This window comes from Bacillus sp. 5B6 (assembly GCF_000259405.1).
In the GTDB taxonomy this organism is placed as follows: domain Bacteria; phylum Bacillota; class Bacilli; order Bacillales; family Bacillaceae; genus Bacillus; species Bacillus velezensis.
This window is the reverse complement of record NZ_AJST01000001.1, coordinates 2776840-2794165: the sequence shown is the minus strand read 5'-3', so window position 1 is coordinate 2794165 and position 17326 is coordinate 2776840. Positions and strand designations below refer to the sequence as shown.

Genomic DNA, 17326 nt, shown 5'->3' with positions numbered 1-17326 from the left:
CTGTCTCTTCCGGATTTGGGACTTATGACTTACCTGAAAAGATCTGCTAACCATTCATAATTTATCATTTTACCCGCCATAAATAAATAGAAATTTGCTTATTTTTTAAAAAATATCAATTTTATGAATCGGCTTCCTCATCTGGATAAAACAGAGGAGGATCAGCCAGGTCATTATCCTTATATAGCATACAAAAAAGGAATCTCAAGCCTTTTGTCACGGGATATGACAGTAAAAAAGCACCGTTCACAGCGGAACGGCGCTTTTTGACATTATAAATATTGTTTGATGCTGCTGACATTGCCTGTGTTGATATGGTATTGAAAGACGGGCCTTCCGATTGTGCCGTACGCCATCTCTACATTCAGCACTTGAATGTCTTCCAGAAATTTAAGGTACTTCCGAATGGAGACTTGTGAGATTTCAGTATGCTTGGCGAGATCTTCCGTAGTAAAAGAACTGTCGCCGAAAGACTCAATGCTCGCCCAGATGAGTTTAAGCGTGCTTTTTGTCAATCCCTTCGGAAGGTGAACCTTTTCCGCCGCTTCTTTCTTTTGAAAAAGCTCGGCATCCAATTCTTTCTGTGTCATGCTTCTGTGTGATTGATAAACTTTCTGCTTGCGTCTGTAGTCGGAAAGAGCGGTTTGAAAGCGGTCAAATTCAAATGGTTTGATTAAATAATCGACGGCGCCGTACCGAAGCGTTTTTTTGATGACGTCCAGCTCGCTTGCGGCCGAAATGACGATGACATCAACCGATTCATTCTGCTTGCGGATTTCCGTTAAAAGCTCAAGCCCGTTTTTTCCCGGCATGTAAATGTCAAGAAGGATGAGATCGATATGATGCTCGCTCAGCACGTGCAGCGCGCTTTGAAAGGATGATGCGATCCCTTTCAGCTGAAATCCTTCAATCTGGCTGAGATAGCGCTTATTTAATTCACCCACCATGGGGTCGTCTTCAACTATAAGTACATTAATCATCATTTTCCTCCTTCGGTTCATACGGAATGCGAAGACTGAAAGTCGTTCCTTCATTCTTTTCACTTGTCACAATCATATGGCCTTTTAAATTTTCTGTTGCCTGCTGGGTGAAATAGAGGCCGAACCCCCGGTTTGTCCCTTTCGTGGAATAACCTTGTTCAAAAATACGGGCTTGGTCTGCCGCAGACATTCCGGCTCCCGTGTCCGTAATCTCTATATCAAGCTGGCGATCCTGAAACCGCATCGAGCACGTAATGTTTTTTTTCGGCATCTGCGCCACCGCGTCGAGCGCGTTGTTTAACAGGTTTCCGATAATCGTAATGAGCTCATGGATGACGGCCGGATCTGCCGCATTCGGGATCAGGCTGCCGAGTTGAATGTCCAGATCAGCGCCCTGCTCGCGTATGTAGCTTTGTTTTCCTAGAAGAAACCCTGCGAGAACCGGACTTTTGACATCACTTATAATCTCGCTTGTTTCCGTCTTCTGCTGAATGGCAATGTCTTTAATGTAAGTGCCGAGATCATCGTATTCTTTTAACTGGACAAGCCCTAAAATGACATGAAGCTTATTCATGAATTCATGAGACTGGGCTCTTAATGCGTTTGCATACATTTTAACACCGGACAGCTGTTCTGCTAAATGTTTGACCTCCGTTTTGTCCCTGAACGTGGCGATCGCTCCGACGGTTTGTCCTTTCAGATGAATCGGAACCTCATTAAAGACCAGCTCAAGCCCGTTAATGCGGATATCTCTGTCCTGAAGCGGTTTTTTCGTTTCAATCACCTGTTTCAGCCGGCTTTTCGGGAGAATATCGTTCACATCTTGATCGACCGGATTAGTCGGAATACCCATTTTAATAAAAAGCCGTTTCGCTTCCGCATTGGCGAGCTTGATTTTTCCCCGCGCGTCAACCGCCAGAATGCCTTCCTTCGTTGATTCGAGCATGGCGCTCCGCTCTTCCAGGAGGGTGGCGATTTCATAAGGCTCAAGACCGTACATAATGTTTTTGACGGTGCGGGCGACAATGACGGCTCCGATGACGCCGACAAAAATACTTACGCAGATGATGAAATAAAGCGGTCTCAAACTGTGGCTGACGACATCCTGTATTTTGTTAAGCGAAATTCCGACCGAAACGACGCCCACTTGTTTTTTATCTTTTCCATAGATGGGTACGAAGGCTCTCATGGATTTTCCGAGAGTTCCCGCTGATGTGCTCGTTTTGATATGGCCGTGCATCGCCGGCTGTTCGTCTCCGCCGGTGAATTTCTTCCCGATTTTATTTGCGTCGGGGTGGGTGAGGCGGATGCTGTTCATATCCATCACCACGACAAATTCGGTTCCTGTCGTATGCTGGACGTCTAATGTATAATCCCGGAGCTCTTTCAGCCCTTTTCTTGTTTGCAATGCCTGCGCGACACTCGGTGTTTCCGCGACCAGCTTTGCGGTGCGCAGCGCGGTTGTCCGTTCTTCTTCTTTCACGCGGTCTGCGGTCTGGACGCTGATCGTGAAAAAGGTGATACAAAGTGCGATAAGGACGACAATACAGACGAATATCGTTAATCGGGTTTGCAATTTTAATGTTTTTTTCATAACAGCCTTCCTTACGTTTATCATTCCCGCGTTCTACTTTACTCCGAAAAAGCCGGTTTGTGAAGATCAGGCCCTTATTTCGTAAAAGTGAGGAAAAATGGAATTTTTTATCTTGTCAATGTGTTTTAAGTCCTCCATAATAAGTGAGGTAGATTACAGAAAGGGACTTTTTATATGAAAAATACTTATTGGACGGGTTATTTTCCGCTCGTTGCGATTCTGCTTTTTAGTTCGTCATTATCCATTTCTACCTCGCTTTATGTCATGAAGATACTTCAGACGCTCGGCATGTATCAGGGGATGCTGGATTATTTCTCTGAGAAAGGGATCAGACTGGCGCTTTTTGCAGCGTTCGCCCTTGTGTTTTTTATGCTTTTTTCGGCTTTGAAGCTGATTGCAAACACAGTGACAGAGCTGTCTCTTTTGTTTTTCACAAATGACCCTGAGGGGGACAATCTGAAAAAAATCAGATTAGGCTCTTTAATTTATGTAGGCGGAGGAATTCTTTCCTTTGCGCTCGTGCAGAATGGTTTTTGGATTGCGGCGTTATTTGCCGTTGTTACGCTCGTTTATTTGATTTTCATGGTGTACAGAATCTATTCGACACTCTCTATCGTTTCGCTGATCGGTTTTATATTGCTTGAGATTCTGTTTTGGTTTACTTTTGTTATCGGTATTTTGTACATCTTTATCAAGCTTTATAATAGCATAATGGCTAGCTTACCTGTGTAAGCTAGCCATTTTTGTTAAGACAGAAATCTATTTTTGATCTCAGGGGAGGGGAGCATGCATGCTTCCCTTTTTCCGAACCATTTGTAACGCCGCCGGGCGATGAAAGAATAGGCTCTGTCCCTGAGGGGGCGGGGCACTGCGAAAAAAACCGCTGACAGCCGCCAGGCTCCGCGGAGATGACGGGAAACCTTTAACACGGCTGCGGATTTTTTGTATATCCGCCCGTTTTCGATAAAAATCATGCTGTCAAATTGTTCTGTCGGAAGTCCTTCTGATGCCAAAAGCTCCCGGGCGGTATCTGATTGCAATGATGCAAATGAGATTTTGCCGGCCGGATCGCGTTTAATGATGAATTGAACGGCGCCGTTGCATAAGTTGCAGACGCCGTCAAACAAAAGCACGCGATCCGGAAGCTGAGCTGGTTTCAAAGCGGATCCCCTCCGTTATCTTTAATAAGCTGCCTGCAGCGTGTTTTTCCAGATCGAAAGCTGAGGGCTTGCGTCATGAAGGTATTCGACGCTTGACGGTGTATCCTTGCCGACCCATACCCCCATCGTATAAGCGTCCGTCAGGCCGACAAACCACATATCGTGATAGTCATTTGACGTTCCTGATTTTCCGCCGACGTACGGAGCTTTAAAGTTCGCTTTTTTTCCTGTACCGCTTTTGACGACGGCTTTCATCATTTCTTTGATCTGCATGTTAGTCCGCACGCTGAATACCTGCGTCGGCTCATCTTTCCATTTTAATATCGTTTTTCCTTTTAAATCAGTCACTTTTGTAATCGCGTGACTCGGCGTATAAACGCCGTTGTTGCCGAACGTGGTGTACGCATTGGTCATTTCAAGCGGCGTCATGCCGTTTGTAAAACCGCCAAGCGCCGCAGGCAGACGGTAATCCGCGCTGACCAGCTTCGCGAAATGAAACGGTTCAAGGTAGCTGAACGCCTTATTGACGCCGACGCGGTCCATGATTCTGATGGCCGGTGTGTTGTACGAGTATTTAAACGCCGTTTCCAGCGTGACTGTGCCGTACGTGCGGTTATTATAGTTCTGCGGGCAGTAATCCGCACTGCAGAATTTGCTTGCGTCAATCTTGCTGTGTGGCGTTGCGCCGGTCTTTTCAATGTAAGGTCCGTAATCAAGCAGCGGCTTAATGGATGAACCGGGCTGTCTGTATGCCTGATAGGCGCGGTTGAAATCATATTTATGATAATCTTTCCCGCCTGAAAGCGCGATAATCTGATGTGTCTGATGATTAATCACGGCCGCTCCGCCTTGGACGCCTGCATACGGCAGACTTTGATTCACTTGGGCGACGACCTGGTTTTGCATATACGGATTCAGCGCCGTATAAATCTTCACGCCGTCTTTTAACAATGTGCTGACTCTGTCTGAAAGCTCACTCTGTATTTTTTGTTTCGCCTTTCCGGAAGCTTTTTCAAGACGTTTGTCATAGCCTTCGGATGATGAAACAAGCTGTGTGAATTCATCATTTACATAGGAAACATAGTCAGGATATTTATTTGTTTTTTCGTTTATATCAAGCTTGATCTTTTCCTTTTCGGCTTTTTTCAGCTGTTTCCCGGATATAACGCCTGCTTTTTTTAATCCGTTAAGCAATCTGACTTGTCGTTTTTTCGTATAATCAAAATGCTTGAGAGGATCATATAATGTAGGGTTATTAGGGATGGCGCAGATAAAGGCCATTTCTCCCAAAGTGAGAGATTTCAGCGGCTTGCTGAAATAAAATTGTGCCGCCGAACCGACACCGTATACGCCGTTATTAAAATAAATCGTATTTAAGTAGCCTTCTAAAATCTCATCTTTGCTGTATTTTTTCTCAAGCTGATAGGAATAGGCCAGCTCCGTCAGTTTTCGGCTGAAGGTGCGTTCATGGCTTAAATACACATTCCTTGCCAGCTGCTGGGTGATGGTGCTGGCGCCCTGGTCAATTTTATGATCTTTGAAATTGGAGGCGGCCGCCCTGACCATCCCCATAAAGTCAAACCCTTTATGCTCATAAAAATGACGGTCTTCAGAGGTTAAAAACAGCTGTTTTACCTCATTCGGTATTTTATTAAAGGGCACGATCACGCGGTTCTCATGATCGCTGACAATTTCAGAAACAAGGCTTCCGTCCCTGTCATACATGTAACTGTTTTGAACCAGGTTGATCGCTTTTAAATCAATATGTTTATCGAGCACCTGATCAAAAGGCTTGATTTGTTTTACCTCTTTGCCGGAAGCAATAACTGTAAATGCACACAACGGGATAATGCCGAGCAGCAAAATCCATCCGATTATTTTACGTACCATGGTCACTCTCTTTTCTCCTGATTTCTAGCCATATCGTATCATTCTTTTAAGAATACGAGAAGGTTAAATTTAGAAGAAATCGTGATCGCTGCCGGTCAGCCCGCATTTGACGCTGTATCCTTTTGCAGATGTCCCGCCATCCATAAAAGCCCCGCGCCTATTAAAAAGAGAAAGGCGGTGACGTAGAAAGCAGCCGAAATGGAAAAACCGCTCGAGACCGCACCTCCGAGCAGAGGACCGAGCACATTTCCGAGAAAACGAAAGCTGACGTTATAGCCGAGCACCTCTCCCTGGATGCTGCCCGGCGCCCTGACGCGGATCGCGGCCGTAATGCAGGGGAGCGTGCCGCCCATGACCATGCCGAACAAAAATCTGAAGACTAACAGAATGGAGAGGGAGGAGGCGAGCGCCTGCGGAATGAAAAACACCGCTGAGGCAATCAAAAGCACGATTAAGATCCGGCTGTGGCCGAAGCGGTCGCCGAAGTCCCCCCATTTCCGGGCAAGCAATAAGCTTCCGAGTCCGGTCGCTGAAAACGCCATTCCGGAGAAAAAAGCTAAATTAACAGGTCCGTGCAGCTCATTGACATATAAAGCGAGCAGCGGCTGAATACTGAAATTGCCGGTCTGCACGATCATAGTAAGCACCATCATCGCCCAAAGCGCGGGCTGGTGAAAAATATAAGAGAGCACCTGTTTTCTGGAGTAGGTTTTCTGCTTATTTTGTTTCTCGCCGAGCGGCTGCTCATTCACCTGAAATAAAACGAGAAGCACAGATGCGAAAATGACAAAAGACGTAATAAAAAATGTGTACGTAAACCCGAAGCTGTCAGCGAGCAGCCCGCCCAGCATCGGCCCGAATAAAGTGCCTGACACCTGACCCATCTGCAGCGTGCCGAGCGTTTTCCCGGCAGTCTCTTTCGGCGTCTGCGCCGAAATCATGGCAAGCGATGTCGGAACAAAGCCTGTTACTAGACCCATAAGCAGCCGCAGGACAAACAGCTGATAAACGGATGTCACAAACCCCATCAATAAAATGCTGACGGCAATGCCGGTTCCTGTAATCAAGAGAATTTTTTTGTAGCCGCGCTTATCGCCGAATCTTCCCCAAAACGGGGAAATCACAAACGCCATTAAAAACGTGACGCCGAACACATACCCGCTCCATCTCTGCACATACCCGCCCGAATGGGGGCTGATCGTTTCGATATATAACGAAAGAAACGGAACAATCATGGTCATGCTGGCGGAAATAAAGAAATTTGTAATCCAAATGACGACGAAGTTCTTCTTACGGACAGAAATAACATCACCTTCTTTACTTTTCGTGTGTCTAATCATAAGTATATAGGAATGAATCCGGTATTTGTATTTTCGATGCGGATATAGGAAAATTCATTATTTTTAGAAAATGAAGAAAGTTTCAGAGGGGAAACTGATATACTATCATAAAATATCATTTTTGATTGGAGGAAAGGCAGGTGTAAAAAAGTGGATCAGCGCAGTCTGCTCATTATTGATTTTGAATTTACAATGCCTGACGGAAAATACAGCCCGCAAAATTTCTTTCCCGAAATTATTGAAGCGGGAATTGTCAAGACGGTGAATGATGAAGTGACTGAAACGTTTTCGAGTTATATCAAACCGAAAAAATTTCCGAAGCTGACGAAACGATGCAAAACCTTTCTGAACATCACCCAAAAAGACGTGGACGGCGGAATCACGTTTAATGAATTCATCCGCAAATTAAATGAGCTTGATCCTGATAAAAACTGCACGATCGTCACCTGGGGCAATATGGATATGAAAGTGTTAAAGCAAAATTGCATGTTTAACCACATCCCTTTTCCGTTCAAAGGAGAGCTTCGGGATCTGTCCCTTGAATACAAAAACTTCTTCGGTGACAGAACATTGACCGGCCTTTGGAAAGCGGCAGAAGAGTATGGCGATAAAGGGACGGGCACGCATCATAAAGCGCTGGATGATGCGCGGACGACATACAAATTATTCAAGCTTGTCGAGCGGGATAAACAATATCTTGAAAAACCGAAACCTCCGACGATCGGTGATCGCGTCGATCTGACTGAACTGTTTCGCCGGGCCACGTAAAAAACCCAATCATGCCGACTGGGTCAAGTTCTTTTAAAATAGTCACGCTCTAACGCGGCCAAGTTGGTAAGCGAACGTTCCGCCCATTCTGAGCCGTCCGCTGTAAGCTGATCTTTCAGCCGGGCAGACGCCGCTTGTAAGGAGGCCGTATAATCAGGCACCTCGCCATCAAACGGTTTGACCATCTGATGCGGTATGTTTGTCTGTTCCCCGAATGCAAGCGCTCTTCTTTCATGAAAAAACGGAACATCCGCCTGCTTCGGATGATGAAGATCTCCTTGAGCGGGATGCGTCAGAACGGCTTTAACCTTTTCACTAAATAGTGATTGGGCCTGACGTCTGTCACTTCCCCTATGTATGCTCCTGTTTTATAAAACCCTTTTACGATTGTGCCGATTTCAAACGTATTCATAGCGTTCACCTCTCTCTAGTTATTCTATAAAAGATCAACGCGGTTGGCTAGTGAACAGCTGCCGGAAGCCTGACTGAGGCCGTTGTGCCCGAGTGCTCGCCGCTGGTGAAATAGACGGAGCCTTCATGATGCTGAATAATCGAGAATGTCACGGTAAGCCCGAGCCCGGTGCCGTTCGTTTTCAGCGTATAATACGGTTTGCCGAGTTTCTGCAGTTCTTCATCGGACATGCCGATTCCGTTATCCGTAATCTGAATGAGAATCATCTCTTCCTGTTTTTGGACGGAGACCTCGATTCGGCCGTTTTCAGAGGGCACGGCTTCAATACTGTTTTTAATCAGATTAATGAAGGCCTGTTTCAGTTTTTTTACATCGCCGAACACATATAAATCAGGCTCGCTTTGAACAGTCACGGTCACCGATTTAAAATGGGCATAAGACTCCATTAAGGAACCTGTTTCCTTTACGAGCAGAGAAATATCAAACTTTTCTTTTTCATAGTCATCCTGCTTCGCCATATCGAGATAATTCGTAATGATCGTCTGAGCCCGGTCAAGTTCGGACAGCACAAGTTTCTGATATCCGGAGTGGGATTTGTCCTGAAGCTGCTCGCCGCTGAACAGCAGCTGCACAAAACCTCTGACGACCGTAAGCGGATTGCGGACTTCATGGGCGACGCTTGCCGCAAGCTCGCTGACGACGGCCATTTTTTCTGAGTGAATCAGCCTTGCCCGCATGGATGCATTCTCATCGATGATCTCAATCAAATAAATGCACAGCAAAAGGGAGCTGACTTGAAAAAAAACAGATACTGCCGCCTCATAATAAACGGAAGATGGATTTTGAAAATTGAAAATATTGGTCGCGGAATAGATGAAGACAGATGCGGTTAATAAGGCGGTTTCAGTGCAGCCGATGAGAAGAGCGAAAAACAGCTTCTTCCGCTTTGAAAAAAAAGGCCATTTCGTTTGGAGCTGGATAGGGATGATGATTAAAAAAGGAATTAAGGATAAGAAAAACAGAGCGGAAGGTTCAAACCATATGAGCTGAAAAAAAACGGATGCCGCCCCTGCGGCAAGTCCTGCGGCGGTACCGGAATAAAGCAGGCAGACGATAATGGGAATCAGCTGCAAACCGTAACGGACGGAATGAAGCTCCTGGATGGGAAAAGCCGTACATAATAAGGAAGATGACGCTGCAAATACGGCGACCAGCAGGCGGTTCGCTCTCGGCACAAGCAAATCGGGCTTACTGAGCCAGAAGACTTGATAAAGAAAAATAGGGAATAGAATAAAAGAGAAGTGAAGCAGGTAATCCTTTACAATCTCCATTTATGCGAAATCCTTTCCTATGTAAATATGAATCTATTATAACATCTTTACCGGAAAAAAAAGTATATATTTCTCTAAAGCGAACGCCCTTATCTCATCTGATAAAGGCGTTCTTTCCGCTGCTAAGCGAGCGCTGCTTTCATTCTCTCAAGCCCTTCTTTTACGGCGGCGGCTGAACAGCCGACATTAAGTCTCATAAATCCTTCGCCGCCCGGTCCGTATTTTGTTCCCGGCTCTAATATGATTTTCCCTTTTTTGAGCATTCTTTCTTTGAGCTCGGCATCCGAAAATCCGTATTCGCTGAAATCCATCCAGATCAAATAGGAAGCGTCAGGCTTCATCATACGGACTTTCGGCAATTCTTTTCTTAAAAAGTCCTCAGCCAATTTCATATTCCCTTCAATGTAAGGAATCAGCGCGTCAAGCCAAGGGCCTCCCTTTGTATAGGCCGCTTCGATTGCTGCAACCGCAAATGTGTTGAGGCTGGAAATCCCGTTCTGATGCAATGCGGCGGAGAATTTCGCCCGCTTATACCGATCGGGAATGATAATGGCGGATGCCTGAATACCGGCAATATTAAACGTCTTGCTCGGCGCGACACAAGTAACGGAAATCCGCGCAAACTCCTCAGACAGAGAAGCAAAAGGCGTATGCGGCTTTCCGTACAGCATCAAGTCGGAATGTATCTCGTCAGAAACGACGGTGACGTTATGGGCGGCGCACAGCGATCCAAGCTTCATAAGCTCATCCCGGCTCCACGCTCTGCCGGACGGATTGTGGGGATTACAAAGAATCATCAGCTTGACCTCAGAATCGCTCAGCTTTTTCTCAAGATCCTCAAAATCCATGCAGTAGACGCCGTTTTCTTCCCGTAATGGGTTATGTAAAACCTGCCGTTTGTTTTCCTTGATCATCTGATAAAAAGGCGTATACACCGGTGATTGAATCAACACCGGATCGCCTGGTTCGGTAAAGGCTTGTACGGCCATGCTGATTGCCGTGACAACACCGGGACTGAACGCGATGCTTGCGGGATCAGGCCGGTAGCCGTGCCGAGTCTCAAGCCATGAAGCGACGGCTTCTCTTGTGTTTTCGTCAGGAGACGTGTAACCGAATATGCCGTGGTCAAGGCGGGCTTTTAAGGCGTCAGTGACCGCTTCGGGAGCGCGGAAATCCATATCGGCAACCCACATCGGAAGCGCATCTGATACGCCGAATAACGCTTCCGCCTTGTCCCATTTCACCGATTGTGTGCCAAGACGGTTTTCTCGAAGATCAAAGTTCATGTATGTCACTCCTGTAGTATCATTATTTTGCACAGCGTATCTATGATAAAATAGAATTGCAAACTTTATTATAAGCGGTGATGAAAATGGAAGAAAGCCAAGCGGTCATGGAAATGATGAAAATCATTGCCAAGTGGGACCCGTTTAAATATGGAGAAGATTTTTATGAGACAGAAGCTGTCGACATCGTTCAGGCCGTCTACAGTGAAGACCGTGCCGACAAGCTGGCAGCAGCCATTCAGGATATCTTTGAAGCTTCATTTGAGCAAAAGCTTCCGATCGAAGGCTGCCAAAAGGCCGCCGAGCAGCTTCTGTTCATAAAAGAAAGCAGCTCCTGCACCCCTTAAAAACCGGCGGTTCCGCCGGTTTTTTTTATTGAATAAATTCAAAAATCCGCTCCGAAACAAACTCCGGGCGCTCTTCGGGTACGAGGTGTCCCGTATCCTTGAGTGAATACAGAATGGAATCCGGCAGGTCGTCATGAAGCCGTTTTCCGACTGAGACCGGAACGACCCGGTCTTCTTCTCCCCAGATTAAAAGAGCGGGGTTTTGCACTTTCTTCAAATCCTCGGGCTTTAAATCGCCCTCCCTGTGTCTGATAAACCTTGTCATCGCTTTGAAAATCTGGCGGTCTGTAAATGGTTTTTCGTAACCTTCAATCATTTCCTGATCGATAAGCGTTCGGTCGTGAACGACATTTAACAGGTTGTTCAGCACGCCGTCTTTTGAAAGCCAATACTTAAGATACAGGTCAAAACAAGGCAGATGCGTCCCGAATATAATCGACGGGTGCGAGCGCTTTAAATACCCCGAGCTGCACAGCAGGACGATTTTAGAAAAAAGCTCGGGTCTGAGAAGAGACGCGGATAAGGAAATCTGGCCGCCCATTGAATGGCCGATGAGTGCGGCCCGGCTGATACCGAGCTTTTCCAGAAGTCCGATCAGAAGCTTGGCGAGGTTTGCGTAAGTATATACGAAAGTCCGTGACTTTTCCGATTGCCCGAAAGGAGGCAGGTCAACGGCGATAATATCATAATGGTTTCTGAGCAGCGGGATCAGTTTTCTGAAGCTGAATGCCGAAGATAAAAAACCGTGTACGCAGACGAGTGTCTGTCTGCCGGGATTTTCATAATGCTCGTAATACAGCTCAACTCCGTCTATCGCAGCCCGTTTAATCGGTGAAACAGCTTCCATGAGAGCCTTCGCCGTCCTTTCTTTGTTGTAATGTAAAGGCTTTTTTGATTGTCAGATTTTAGCTCTGGTTTCTTTCGGGTTTTTCTTAGCATTTGTCGAAAATCGTGATATAATGTCATGAAGATTTTTGATAATGCAAAGGTGTGAAACGTATGAAGCTGACCGAAAAAGAAACAGAAATATTAGAAATTTTAGACGAAAACAGCCGCGTTGATGCGGAAACGATTGCGAAAATGGCAAACATTCCCGCTGAAGAAGTCAAAAGCATCATTGAAAAGCTTGAAAAGGAAAAAGTCATCATTGATTATGCGGCGATGATCGACTGGCGCAAAGTCGACGGTTTGGAAGGCGTCACGGCGATGATTGACGTAAAAGTCACTCCGAAACGAAATGTCGGCTTTGATGAAGTCGCTGAGCGGATATACAGATTCCAGGAAGTTGAATCAGTGTACCTGATGTCAGGGGTGTATGACTTATCTGTCGTTATTCGCGGCAACACGATGTCAGACGTGGCAAGCTTCGTGTCTGAAAAATTGTCCACCCTTGAGTCTGTCGTTTCCACGACAACGCACTTCATCCTGAAAAAATATAAGCATGACGGCAAAGTCTTTGAAAGCGGAGACGATGACAAAAGAATCGTGGTGTCTCCGTAAATGGAAACGAAGACTTCTTATTTATCTGACTACGTGCAGCAGATTAAACCGTCAGGCATCCGCAAGTTCTTTGATCTGGCCGCTACGATGGAAGGCGTCATTTCACTAGGAGTAGGAGAGCCTGACTTTGTGACGGCCTGGAACGTGAGGGAAGCGAGTATTCTTTCTTTAGAACAGGGGTATACGGCTTATACGGCAAATGCGGGTCTTTATGAACTGAGAGAAGAAATCAGCCGCTACTTAGATCAGCGGTTCGGCCTGAGTTATTCGCCTGACAGTGAACTGATCGTTACTGTAGGGGCAAGCCAGGCGCTTGATCTCGCTGTCCGCGCCATTATGAATCCTGGAGAGGAAATGTTAATTCCCGAACCGTGTTTTGTCGCATATGAATCACTCGTGACCCTGACGGGGGCGAAGCCGGTGCCGATTCAGACTGTCGCTGCAAAAGGTTTCAAAGCATCAGCCGCCGATTTTGAAGCGGCCCTGACGGACAAAACAAAAGCGCTGCTTCTATGCTCGCCGTCAAATCCGACAGGTTCCGTCTATTCGAAAGAAGAGCTTGAATCCATCGCTGCTTTCGCTGAAAAACACGACTTGATCGTGCTTGCCGATGAAATTTATGCCGAGCTGACGTATGATGAGCCATTCACGAGCATGGGGGCCATCCGCGGCATGAAGGAGCGGACGATTTTGATTTCCGGCTTCTCCAAAGCATTTGCCATGACGGGATGGAGACTCGGATTTACGGCGGCGCCTCCCGTAATCAGGGATGCCATGCTCAAAATTCATCAGCACGCGATGATGTGCGCGCCTTCCATGGCTCAGTACGCGGCGCTTGAAGGGCTGAAAAACGGCCAGGAAGACGTCGAAAGAATGAAGAAAAGCTATCGGAGACGCCGAAACCTGATTGTGGAGACATTGAACGAAATCGGACTCGGCTGCCACCACCCCGGCGGAGCATTTTACGCCTTTCCTTCCATTCAGTCGACCGGCATGAGTTCAGAAGAATTCGCGGAACAGCTGCTCATTGAAGAAAAAGTAGCCGTCGTTCCGGGGAATGTATTCGGCCCGAGCGGCGAAGGCTACATCAGATGTTCCTATGCGACATCCATTGAGCAGATTCAGGAAGCGCTCGTCAGAATCAAACGGTTTGTTGAAAAAAGGGCATAAAAAAAGATACGAACCGGGTTCGCATCCAAATAAAAGGGGGGGAATACTAGAAAGCCTTCGTAATCATAGTATACCCCCCTTTATCTGTGCTTAAACATGATCATGTAAAAAAGTTCTCTTTGCGTAAAACAAACTTGTATGATATAATTTTAAATTGCGTATAATCTGTATTTAATTTAACTTAGGAGTTGTTATGAATGGCAGCAAAATTTGAAGTGGGCAGTGTTTACACTGGTAAAGTAACAGGATTACAAGCGTATGGTGCGTTTGTTGCATTAGATGAAGAAACTCAAGGACTTGTTCACATTTCTGAAGTCACTCACGGTTTCGTAAAAGACATTAACGAGCACCTTTCAATCGGTGACGAAGTACAAGTAAAAGTACTTGCGGTTGACGAAGAAAAAGGCAAAATCAGCCTTTCTATCCGTGCGACTCAAGCGGCGCCTGAAAGAAAAGAAAGCAAACCAAGAAAACCGAAAGCGGCTCAAACTTCTGAAGAAACATCTGCTCCGCAAGGTTTCAACACATTGAAAGATAAGCTTGAAGAGTGGATTGAACAGTCCAACCGCAAAGACCTTATCAAAAAATAATCATCAAAAAAAGCACCGGATATGTATGTTCGGTGCTTTTTTTATGTTTGTTTATCTGACTTCCGGATTTGCCGCTTCCTCGCGGGATGTTTCTTCGTTCGGCTTAAACAGCAGGCCGAGATTGATCAGACCGGCGATGCCGACAAGACCGTAAATAATCCGCGACAGAGCTGATCCTTGGCCGCCGAAGATGGCTGCTACTAAATCAAATTGGAAAAATCCGATCAGTCCCCAGTTAATAGCGCCGATAATCGTTAATACGAGACAGATACGCTGAATAACACTCATGTAAACAACCTCCTCTATGAATTCGTGAAACAGTTATAGATTGTGACAAAGCAAAGAATCTATGCATACTACATTCTCCGCTGTGTAAATTACACACTGTCTCAAGCTGTACAAGTGCCTTTCCCGGGAAGCCGCTGCCTGTAAACCGTGTGATGTGCCGTCAAAAAAGCGGATTGCTTTACATTGAATGTCATCTTTCTGCATAATATAAATCCAAAGGAGGAGATGTCATGCAAAACTTTACATATTGGAATCCGACCAAATTGATTTTCGGAAAGGGAGAGGTCGAAAAACTTCCTGAAGAAATCAAGCCGTACGGAAAGAACGTACTGCTCGTATACGGGGGCGGCAGCATTAAGCGCAGCGGTCTTTATGATCAAGTAACCGAACTGCTGAAAAAAGCAGGAGTTACCGTACATGAATTGGCAGGCGTAGAGCCGAATCCGCGTGTCTCAACGGTGAACAAAGGTGTTGCGCTCTGTAAAGAAAACAGCATCGATTTCTTATTGGCCGTCGGCGGCGGAAGTGTCATTGACTGCACGAAAGCCATTGCGGCGGGCGCTAAATATGACGGCGACGCGTGGGATATCGTCACGAAAAAACACCAGCCGAAAGAAGCGCTGCCGTTCGGAACAGTGCTGACCCTTGCGGCAACCGGTTCAGAGATGAACTCCGGATCAGTCATCACAAACTGGGAGACGCAAGAGAAATACGGATGGGGGAGCCCGCTCGTTTACCCTAAATTCTCTATTCTCGATCCGGTAAACACATTTACCGTTCCGAAAGACCACACCATTTACGGCATGGTCGATATGATGAGCCATGTGTTTGAACAATATTTCCACCACACGTCAAACACGCCGTATCAGGACCGGATGTGTGAATCACTTCTGCGCACGGTGATTGAAACAGCGCCGAAGCTGGTCAATGATCTGGAGAACTACGAGCTTCGTGAGACGATTTTATATACAGGCACGATCGCATTAAACGGAATGCTGTCAATGGGCGCAAGAGGGGATTGGGCCACACACAACATCGAGCATGCGGTATCAGCGGTTTACGATATACCGCACGCCGGAGGTTTAGCGATTCTGTTCCCGAACTGGATGAGACATGTGCTTAAAGAAAATCCGGCCCGCTTTAAACAGCTTGCCGTCCGTGTCTTTGATATTGACGAGACAGGCAAATCAGATGAAGAGATCGCACTTGAAGGAATCAGCAAGCTGTCTGATTTCTGGACGAGCCTCGGCGCTCCGAACAGACTCGCTGATTATGATATTTCTGATGAGAAGCTGGATACGATTGCAGATAAAGCGATGGCAAACGGGGCATTCGGACAATTCAAGTCACTGCAGAAAGAAGACGTGCTTGCGATACTGAAAGCATCATTGTAATAACATAAAGGGGGCGGCCGGATTGGCAGCTCCTTTTTTTCTGTGTTATAGTAATTCCCTTACGATTTTTTTGGAGGTCATGATAAATGGAGAACTTTACGTACTACAATCCGACGAAACTGATTTTCGGAAAAGGTCAAATCGACCAATTGAAAAAAGAGCTGAAGCAATACGGGAAAAACGTGCTGCTTGTATACGGAGGCGGCAGCATTAAGCGAAACGGCCTGTATGACCAAGTAACAGGCATCTTAAAAGAAGAAGGCGCAACCGTTCATGAGCTTGCGGGTGTTGAACCGAACCCGCGTTTGGAAACGGTAAATAAAGGAATTGAGCTGTGCAGACAGCATGAGATTGATTTCCTTCTCGCAGTCGGCGGCGGAAGTGTCATTGACTGTACAAAAGCGATTGCGGCCGGTGCGAAATATGACGGCGACGCATGGGACATTTACAGCAAAAAAGTAACGGCGCAGGACGCGCTCCCGTTCGGCACGGTGCTGACGCTTGCGGCGACAGGCTCTGAAATGAACCCTGATTCCGTTATCACAAATTGGGAAACAAACGAAAAATTCGTATGGGGCAGCAATGTCACTCATCCGCGTTTCTCCATTTTAGATCCTGAGAATACTTTCAGCGTTCCGGAAAACCAAACCGTATACGGCATGGTGGATATGATGAGCCACGTATTTGAACAATACTTCCACAATGTTGAAAACACGCCGCTTCAGGACAGAATGTGTTTTGCGGTCCTTCAGACGGTAATTGAAACAGCGCCGAAACTTTTGGAAGACCTTGAGAACTATAAGCACCGTGAAACGATTTTATACGCGGGTACGATCGCATTAAACGGCACGCTGCAAATGGGCTATTTCGGCGATTGGGCTTCCCATACGATGGAGCACGCCGTATCAGCGGTTTATGACATCCCTCACGCGGGAGGACTTGCGATTCTGTTCCCGAACTGGATGAGATACACGCTTGATACAAATGTAGACCGTTTTAAAAACCTGATGCTCAACATGTTTGACATTGATACTGAAGGCAAAACGGATAAAGAAATTGCGCTTGAAGGGATCGATAAATTGTCCGCGTTCTGGACAAGCCTCGGCGCACCGTCCCGCCTTGCGGATTATGACATCGGTGAAGACAAGCTTGAGCTGATCGCAGACATCGCCGCAAAAGAAATGGAATACGGCGGATTCGGCAATTTCCAAAAACTGAACAAAGATGACGTGCTTGCCATCTTAAAGGCGTCGCTGTAAGATACATTCCCGGCCGG

Annotated in this window: 17 protein-coding genes and 1 pseudogene; 8 read left to right on the top strand and 10 right to left on the bottom strand. The window is 46.4% G+C overall.

Annotated elements, in window-relative coordinates:
* Nucleotides 1-272: 272 nt before the first annotated feature.
* On the bottom strand, nucleotides 273-980 hold the full coding sequence (locus MY7_RS13230) for a response regulator (protein ID WP_029326021.1): 708 nt from the start codon (nucleotides 978-980) through the stop codon (nucleotides 273-275).
* On the bottom strand, nucleotides 973-2574 hold the full coding sequence (malK, locus tag MY7_RS13225) for a malate sensor histidine kinase MalK (RefSeq protein ID WP_029326022.1): 1602 nt from the start codon (nucleotides 2572-2574) through the stop codon (nucleotides 973-975). The genes MY7_RS13230 and malK overlap by 8 nt, the downstream gene beginning before the upstream one ends.
* 174 nt (nucleotides 2575-2748) lie before the next feature.
* On the opposite strand from malK, the gene MY7_RS13220 reads away from it, so the two are divergent.
* Complete coding sequence (locus tag MY7_RS13220; RefSeq protein ID WP_007613405.1) at nucleotides 2749-3306, top strand: YufK family protein; 558 nt, start codon at nucleotides 2749-2751, stop codon at nucleotides 3304-3306.
* Between the two features lie 14 nt (nucleotides 3307-3320).
* Here the strand turns inward: MY7_RS13220 and MY7_RS13215 are convergent, their stop codons facing one another.
* The 3 genes from MY7_RS13215 to MY7_RS13205 all read right to left on the bottom strand — a co-directional run bounded on the left by MY7_RS13215 (nucleotide 3321) and on the right by MY7_RS13205 (nucleotide 6964).
* Complete coding sequence (locus tag MY7_RS13215; protein WP_007408661.1) at nucleotides 3321-3734, bottom strand: thiol-disulfide oxidoreductase DCC family protein; 414 nt, start codon at nucleotides 3732-3734, stop codon at nucleotides 3321-3323.
* 21 nt (nucleotides 3735-3755) lie between these two features.
* The gene (locus tag MY7_RS13210) at nucleotides 3756-5630 is read right to left on the bottom strand and encodes a transglycosylase domain-containing protein (protein ID WP_139325672.1); all 1875 of its coding nucleotides are present in this window, start codon (nucleotides 5628-5630) and stop codon (nucleotides 3756-3758) included.
* A gap of 89 nt (nucleotides 5631-5719) precedes the next feature.
* Nucleotides 5720-6964, bottom strand: a complete 1245-nt coding sequence (locus tag MY7_RS13205) for a multidrug efflux MFS transporter (protein WP_007613401.1) — start codon at nucleotides 6962-6964, stop codon at nucleotides 5720-5722.
* 150 nt (nucleotides 6965-7114) lie between these two features.
* Between MY7_RS13205 and kapD the strand changes: the two genes are divergently transcribed.
* Nucleotides 7115-7732, top strand: coding sequence for a 3'-5' exonuclease KapD (gene kapD, locus MY7_RS13200; protein WP_003152084.1), 618 nt, complete (start codon nucleotides 7115-7117; stop codon nucleotides 7730-7732).
* 23 nt (nucleotides 7733-7755) lie between these two features.
* Here the strand turns inward: kapD and MY7_RS13195 are convergent.
* The 3 genes and pseudogenes from MY7_RS13195 to MY7_RS13185 all read right to left on the bottom strand — a co-directional run bounded on the left by MY7_RS13195 (nucleotide 7756) and on the right by MY7_RS13185 (nucleotide 10761).
* Nucleotides 7756-8144 (bottom strand): annotated as a pseudogene (locus tag MY7_RS13195) (kinase-associated lipoprotein B).
* A 47-nt stretch (nucleotides 8145-8191) separates the two neighbouring features.
* Nucleotides 8192-9475 (bottom strand): sensor histidine kinase, encoded by a 1284-nt coding sequence (locus tag MY7_RS13190; protein ID WP_007613398.1) that lies wholly within the window; start codon nucleotides 9473-9475, stop codon nucleotides 8192-8194.
* 122 nt (nucleotides 9476-9597) lie between these two features.
* A complete protein-coding gene (locus tag MY7_RS13185; RefSeq protein WP_007613397.1) occupies nucleotides 9598-10761 on the bottom strand; it encodes a MalY/PatB family protein in 1164 nt (387 codons plus the stop codon).
* 86 nt (nucleotides 10762-10847) lie between these two features.
* On the opposite strand from MY7_RS13185, the gene MY7_RS13180 reads away from it, so the two are divergent.
* Nucleotides 10848-11108, top strand: a complete 261-nt coding sequence (locus tag MY7_RS13180) for a DUF1871 family protein (protein WP_003152094.1) — start codon at nucleotides 10848-10850, stop codon at nucleotides 11106-11108.
* A gap of 25 nt (nucleotides 11109-11133) precedes the next feature.
* Here the strand turns inward: MY7_RS13180 and MY7_RS13175 are convergent, their stop codons facing one another.
* Nucleotides 11134-11955: an alpha/beta fold hydrolase gene (locus MY7_RS13175; protein WP_007613395.1), complete on the bottom strand. Its 822-nt coding sequence runs from the start codon at nucleotides 11953-11955 to the stop codon at nucleotides 11134-11136.
* 152 nt (nucleotides 11956-12107) lie between these two features.
* On the opposite strand from MY7_RS13175, the gene MY7_RS13170 reads away from it, so the two are divergent.
* From MY7_RS13170 to yugI, 3 genes are all read left to right on the top strand, one after another.
* On the top strand, nucleotides 12108-12608 hold the full coding sequence (locus MY7_RS13170; RefSeq protein WP_003152098.1) for an Lrp/AsnC family transcriptional regulator: 501 nt from the start codon (nucleotides 12108-12110) through the stop codon (nucleotides 12606-12608).
* Nucleotides 12609-13778 carry an aminotransferase gene (locus MY7_RS13165; protein WP_003152100.1) on the top strand — a complete coding sequence of 390 codons (1170 nt, stop codon included), beginning with the start codon at nucleotides 12609-12611 and terminating at the stop codon, nucleotides 13776-13778. It abuts the gene before it with no gap.
* Nucleotides 13779-13975: 197 nt separating this feature from the next.
* Entirely contained in the window at nucleotides 13976-14368 is a 393-nt protein-coding gene (gene yugI / locus MY7_RS13160) for a S1 domain-containing post-transcriptional regulator GSP13 (RefSeq protein ID WP_007613394.1), read from the top strand.
* A 51-nt stretch (nucleotides 14369-14419) separates the two neighbouring features.
* On the opposite strand, the gene MY7_RS13155 is transcribed toward yugI, so the two are convergent.
* On the bottom strand, nucleotides 14420-14656 hold the full coding sequence (locus tag MY7_RS13155) for a DUF378 domain-containing protein (RefSeq protein WP_003152104.1): 237 nt from the start codon (nucleotides 14654-14656) through the stop codon (nucleotides 14420-14422).
* Nucleotides 14657-14886: 230 nt separating this feature from the next.
* Between MY7_RS13155 and MY7_RS13150 the strand changes: the two genes are divergently transcribed.
* Nucleotides 14887-16050, top strand: a complete 1164-nt coding sequence (locus MY7_RS13150; RefSeq protein WP_007613385.1) for an iron-containing alcohol dehydrogenase — start codon at nucleotides 14887-14889, stop codon at nucleotides 16048-16050.
* A gap of 86 nt (nucleotides 16051-16136) precedes the next feature.
* Nucleotides 16137-17309, top strand: coding sequence for an iron-containing alcohol dehydrogenase (locus MY7_RS13145; protein WP_003152109.1), 1173 nt, complete (start codon nucleotides 16137-16139; stop codon nucleotides 17307-17309).
* Nucleotides 17310-17326 lie beyond the last annotated feature (17 nt).

What these genes read in the sequence shown, in the direction of transcription:
- MY7_RS13150 (WP_007613385.1), top strand. Translation starts at nt 14,887, where the DNA reads ATGCAAAACTTTACATATTGGAATCCGACCAAATTGATTTTCGGAAAG.
- MY7_RS13190 (WP_007613398.1), bottom strand. Translation starts at nt 9,475, where the DNA reads ATGGAGATTGTAAAGGATTACCTGCTTCACTTCTCTTTTATTCTATTC.
- MY7_RS13170 (WP_003152098.1), top strand. Translation starts at nt 12,108, where the DNA reads ATGAAGCTGACCGAAAAAGAAACAGAAATATTAGAAATTTTAGACGAA.
- MY7_RS13155 (WP_003152104.1), bottom strand. Translation starts at nt 14,656, where the DNA reads ATGAGTGTTATTCAGCGTATCTGTCTCGTATTAACGATTATCGGCGCT.
- yugI (WP_007613394.1), top strand. Translation starts at nt 13,976, where the DNA reads ATGGCAGCAAAATTTGAAGTGGGCAGTGTTTACACTGGTAAAGTAACA.
- MY7_RS13175 (WP_007613395.1), bottom strand. Translation starts at nt 11,955, where the DNA reads ATGGAAGCTGTTTCACCGATTAAACGGGCTGCGATAGACGGAGTTGAG.
- MY7_RS13220 (WP_007613405.1), top strand. Translation starts at nt 2,749, where the DNA reads ATGAAAAATACTTATTGGACGGGTTATTTTCCGCTCGTTGCGATTCTG.
- malK (WP_029326022.1), bottom strand. Translation starts at nt 2,574, where the DNA reads ATGAAAAAAACATTAAAATTGCAAACCCGATTAACGATATTCGTCTGT.
- MY7_RS13180 (WP_003152094.1), top strand. Translation starts at nt 10,848, where the DNA reads ATGGAAGAAAGCCAAGCGGTCATGGAAATGATGAAAATCATTGCCAAG.
- MY7_RS13185 (WP_007613397.1), bottom strand. Translation starts at nt 10,761, where the DNA reads ATGAACTTTGATCTTCGAGAAAACCGTCTTGGCACACAATCGGTGAAA.
- MY7_RS13165 (WP_003152100.1), top strand. Translation starts at nt 12,609, where the DNA reads ATGGAAACGAAGACTTCTTATTTATCTGACTACGTGCAGCAGATTAAA.
- MY7_RS13205 (WP_007613401.1), bottom strand. Translation starts at nt 6,964, where the DNA reads ATGATTAGACACACGAAAAGTAAAGAAGGTGATGTTATTTCTGTCCGT.
- MY7_RS13145 (WP_003152109.1), top strand. Translation starts at nt 16,137, where the DNA reads ATGGAGAACTTTACGTACTACAATCCGACGAAACTGATTTTCGGAAAA.
- MY7_RS13230 (WP_029326021.1), bottom strand. Translation starts at nt 980, where the DNA reads ATGATTAATGTACTTATAGTTGAAGACGACCCCATGGTGGGTGAATTA.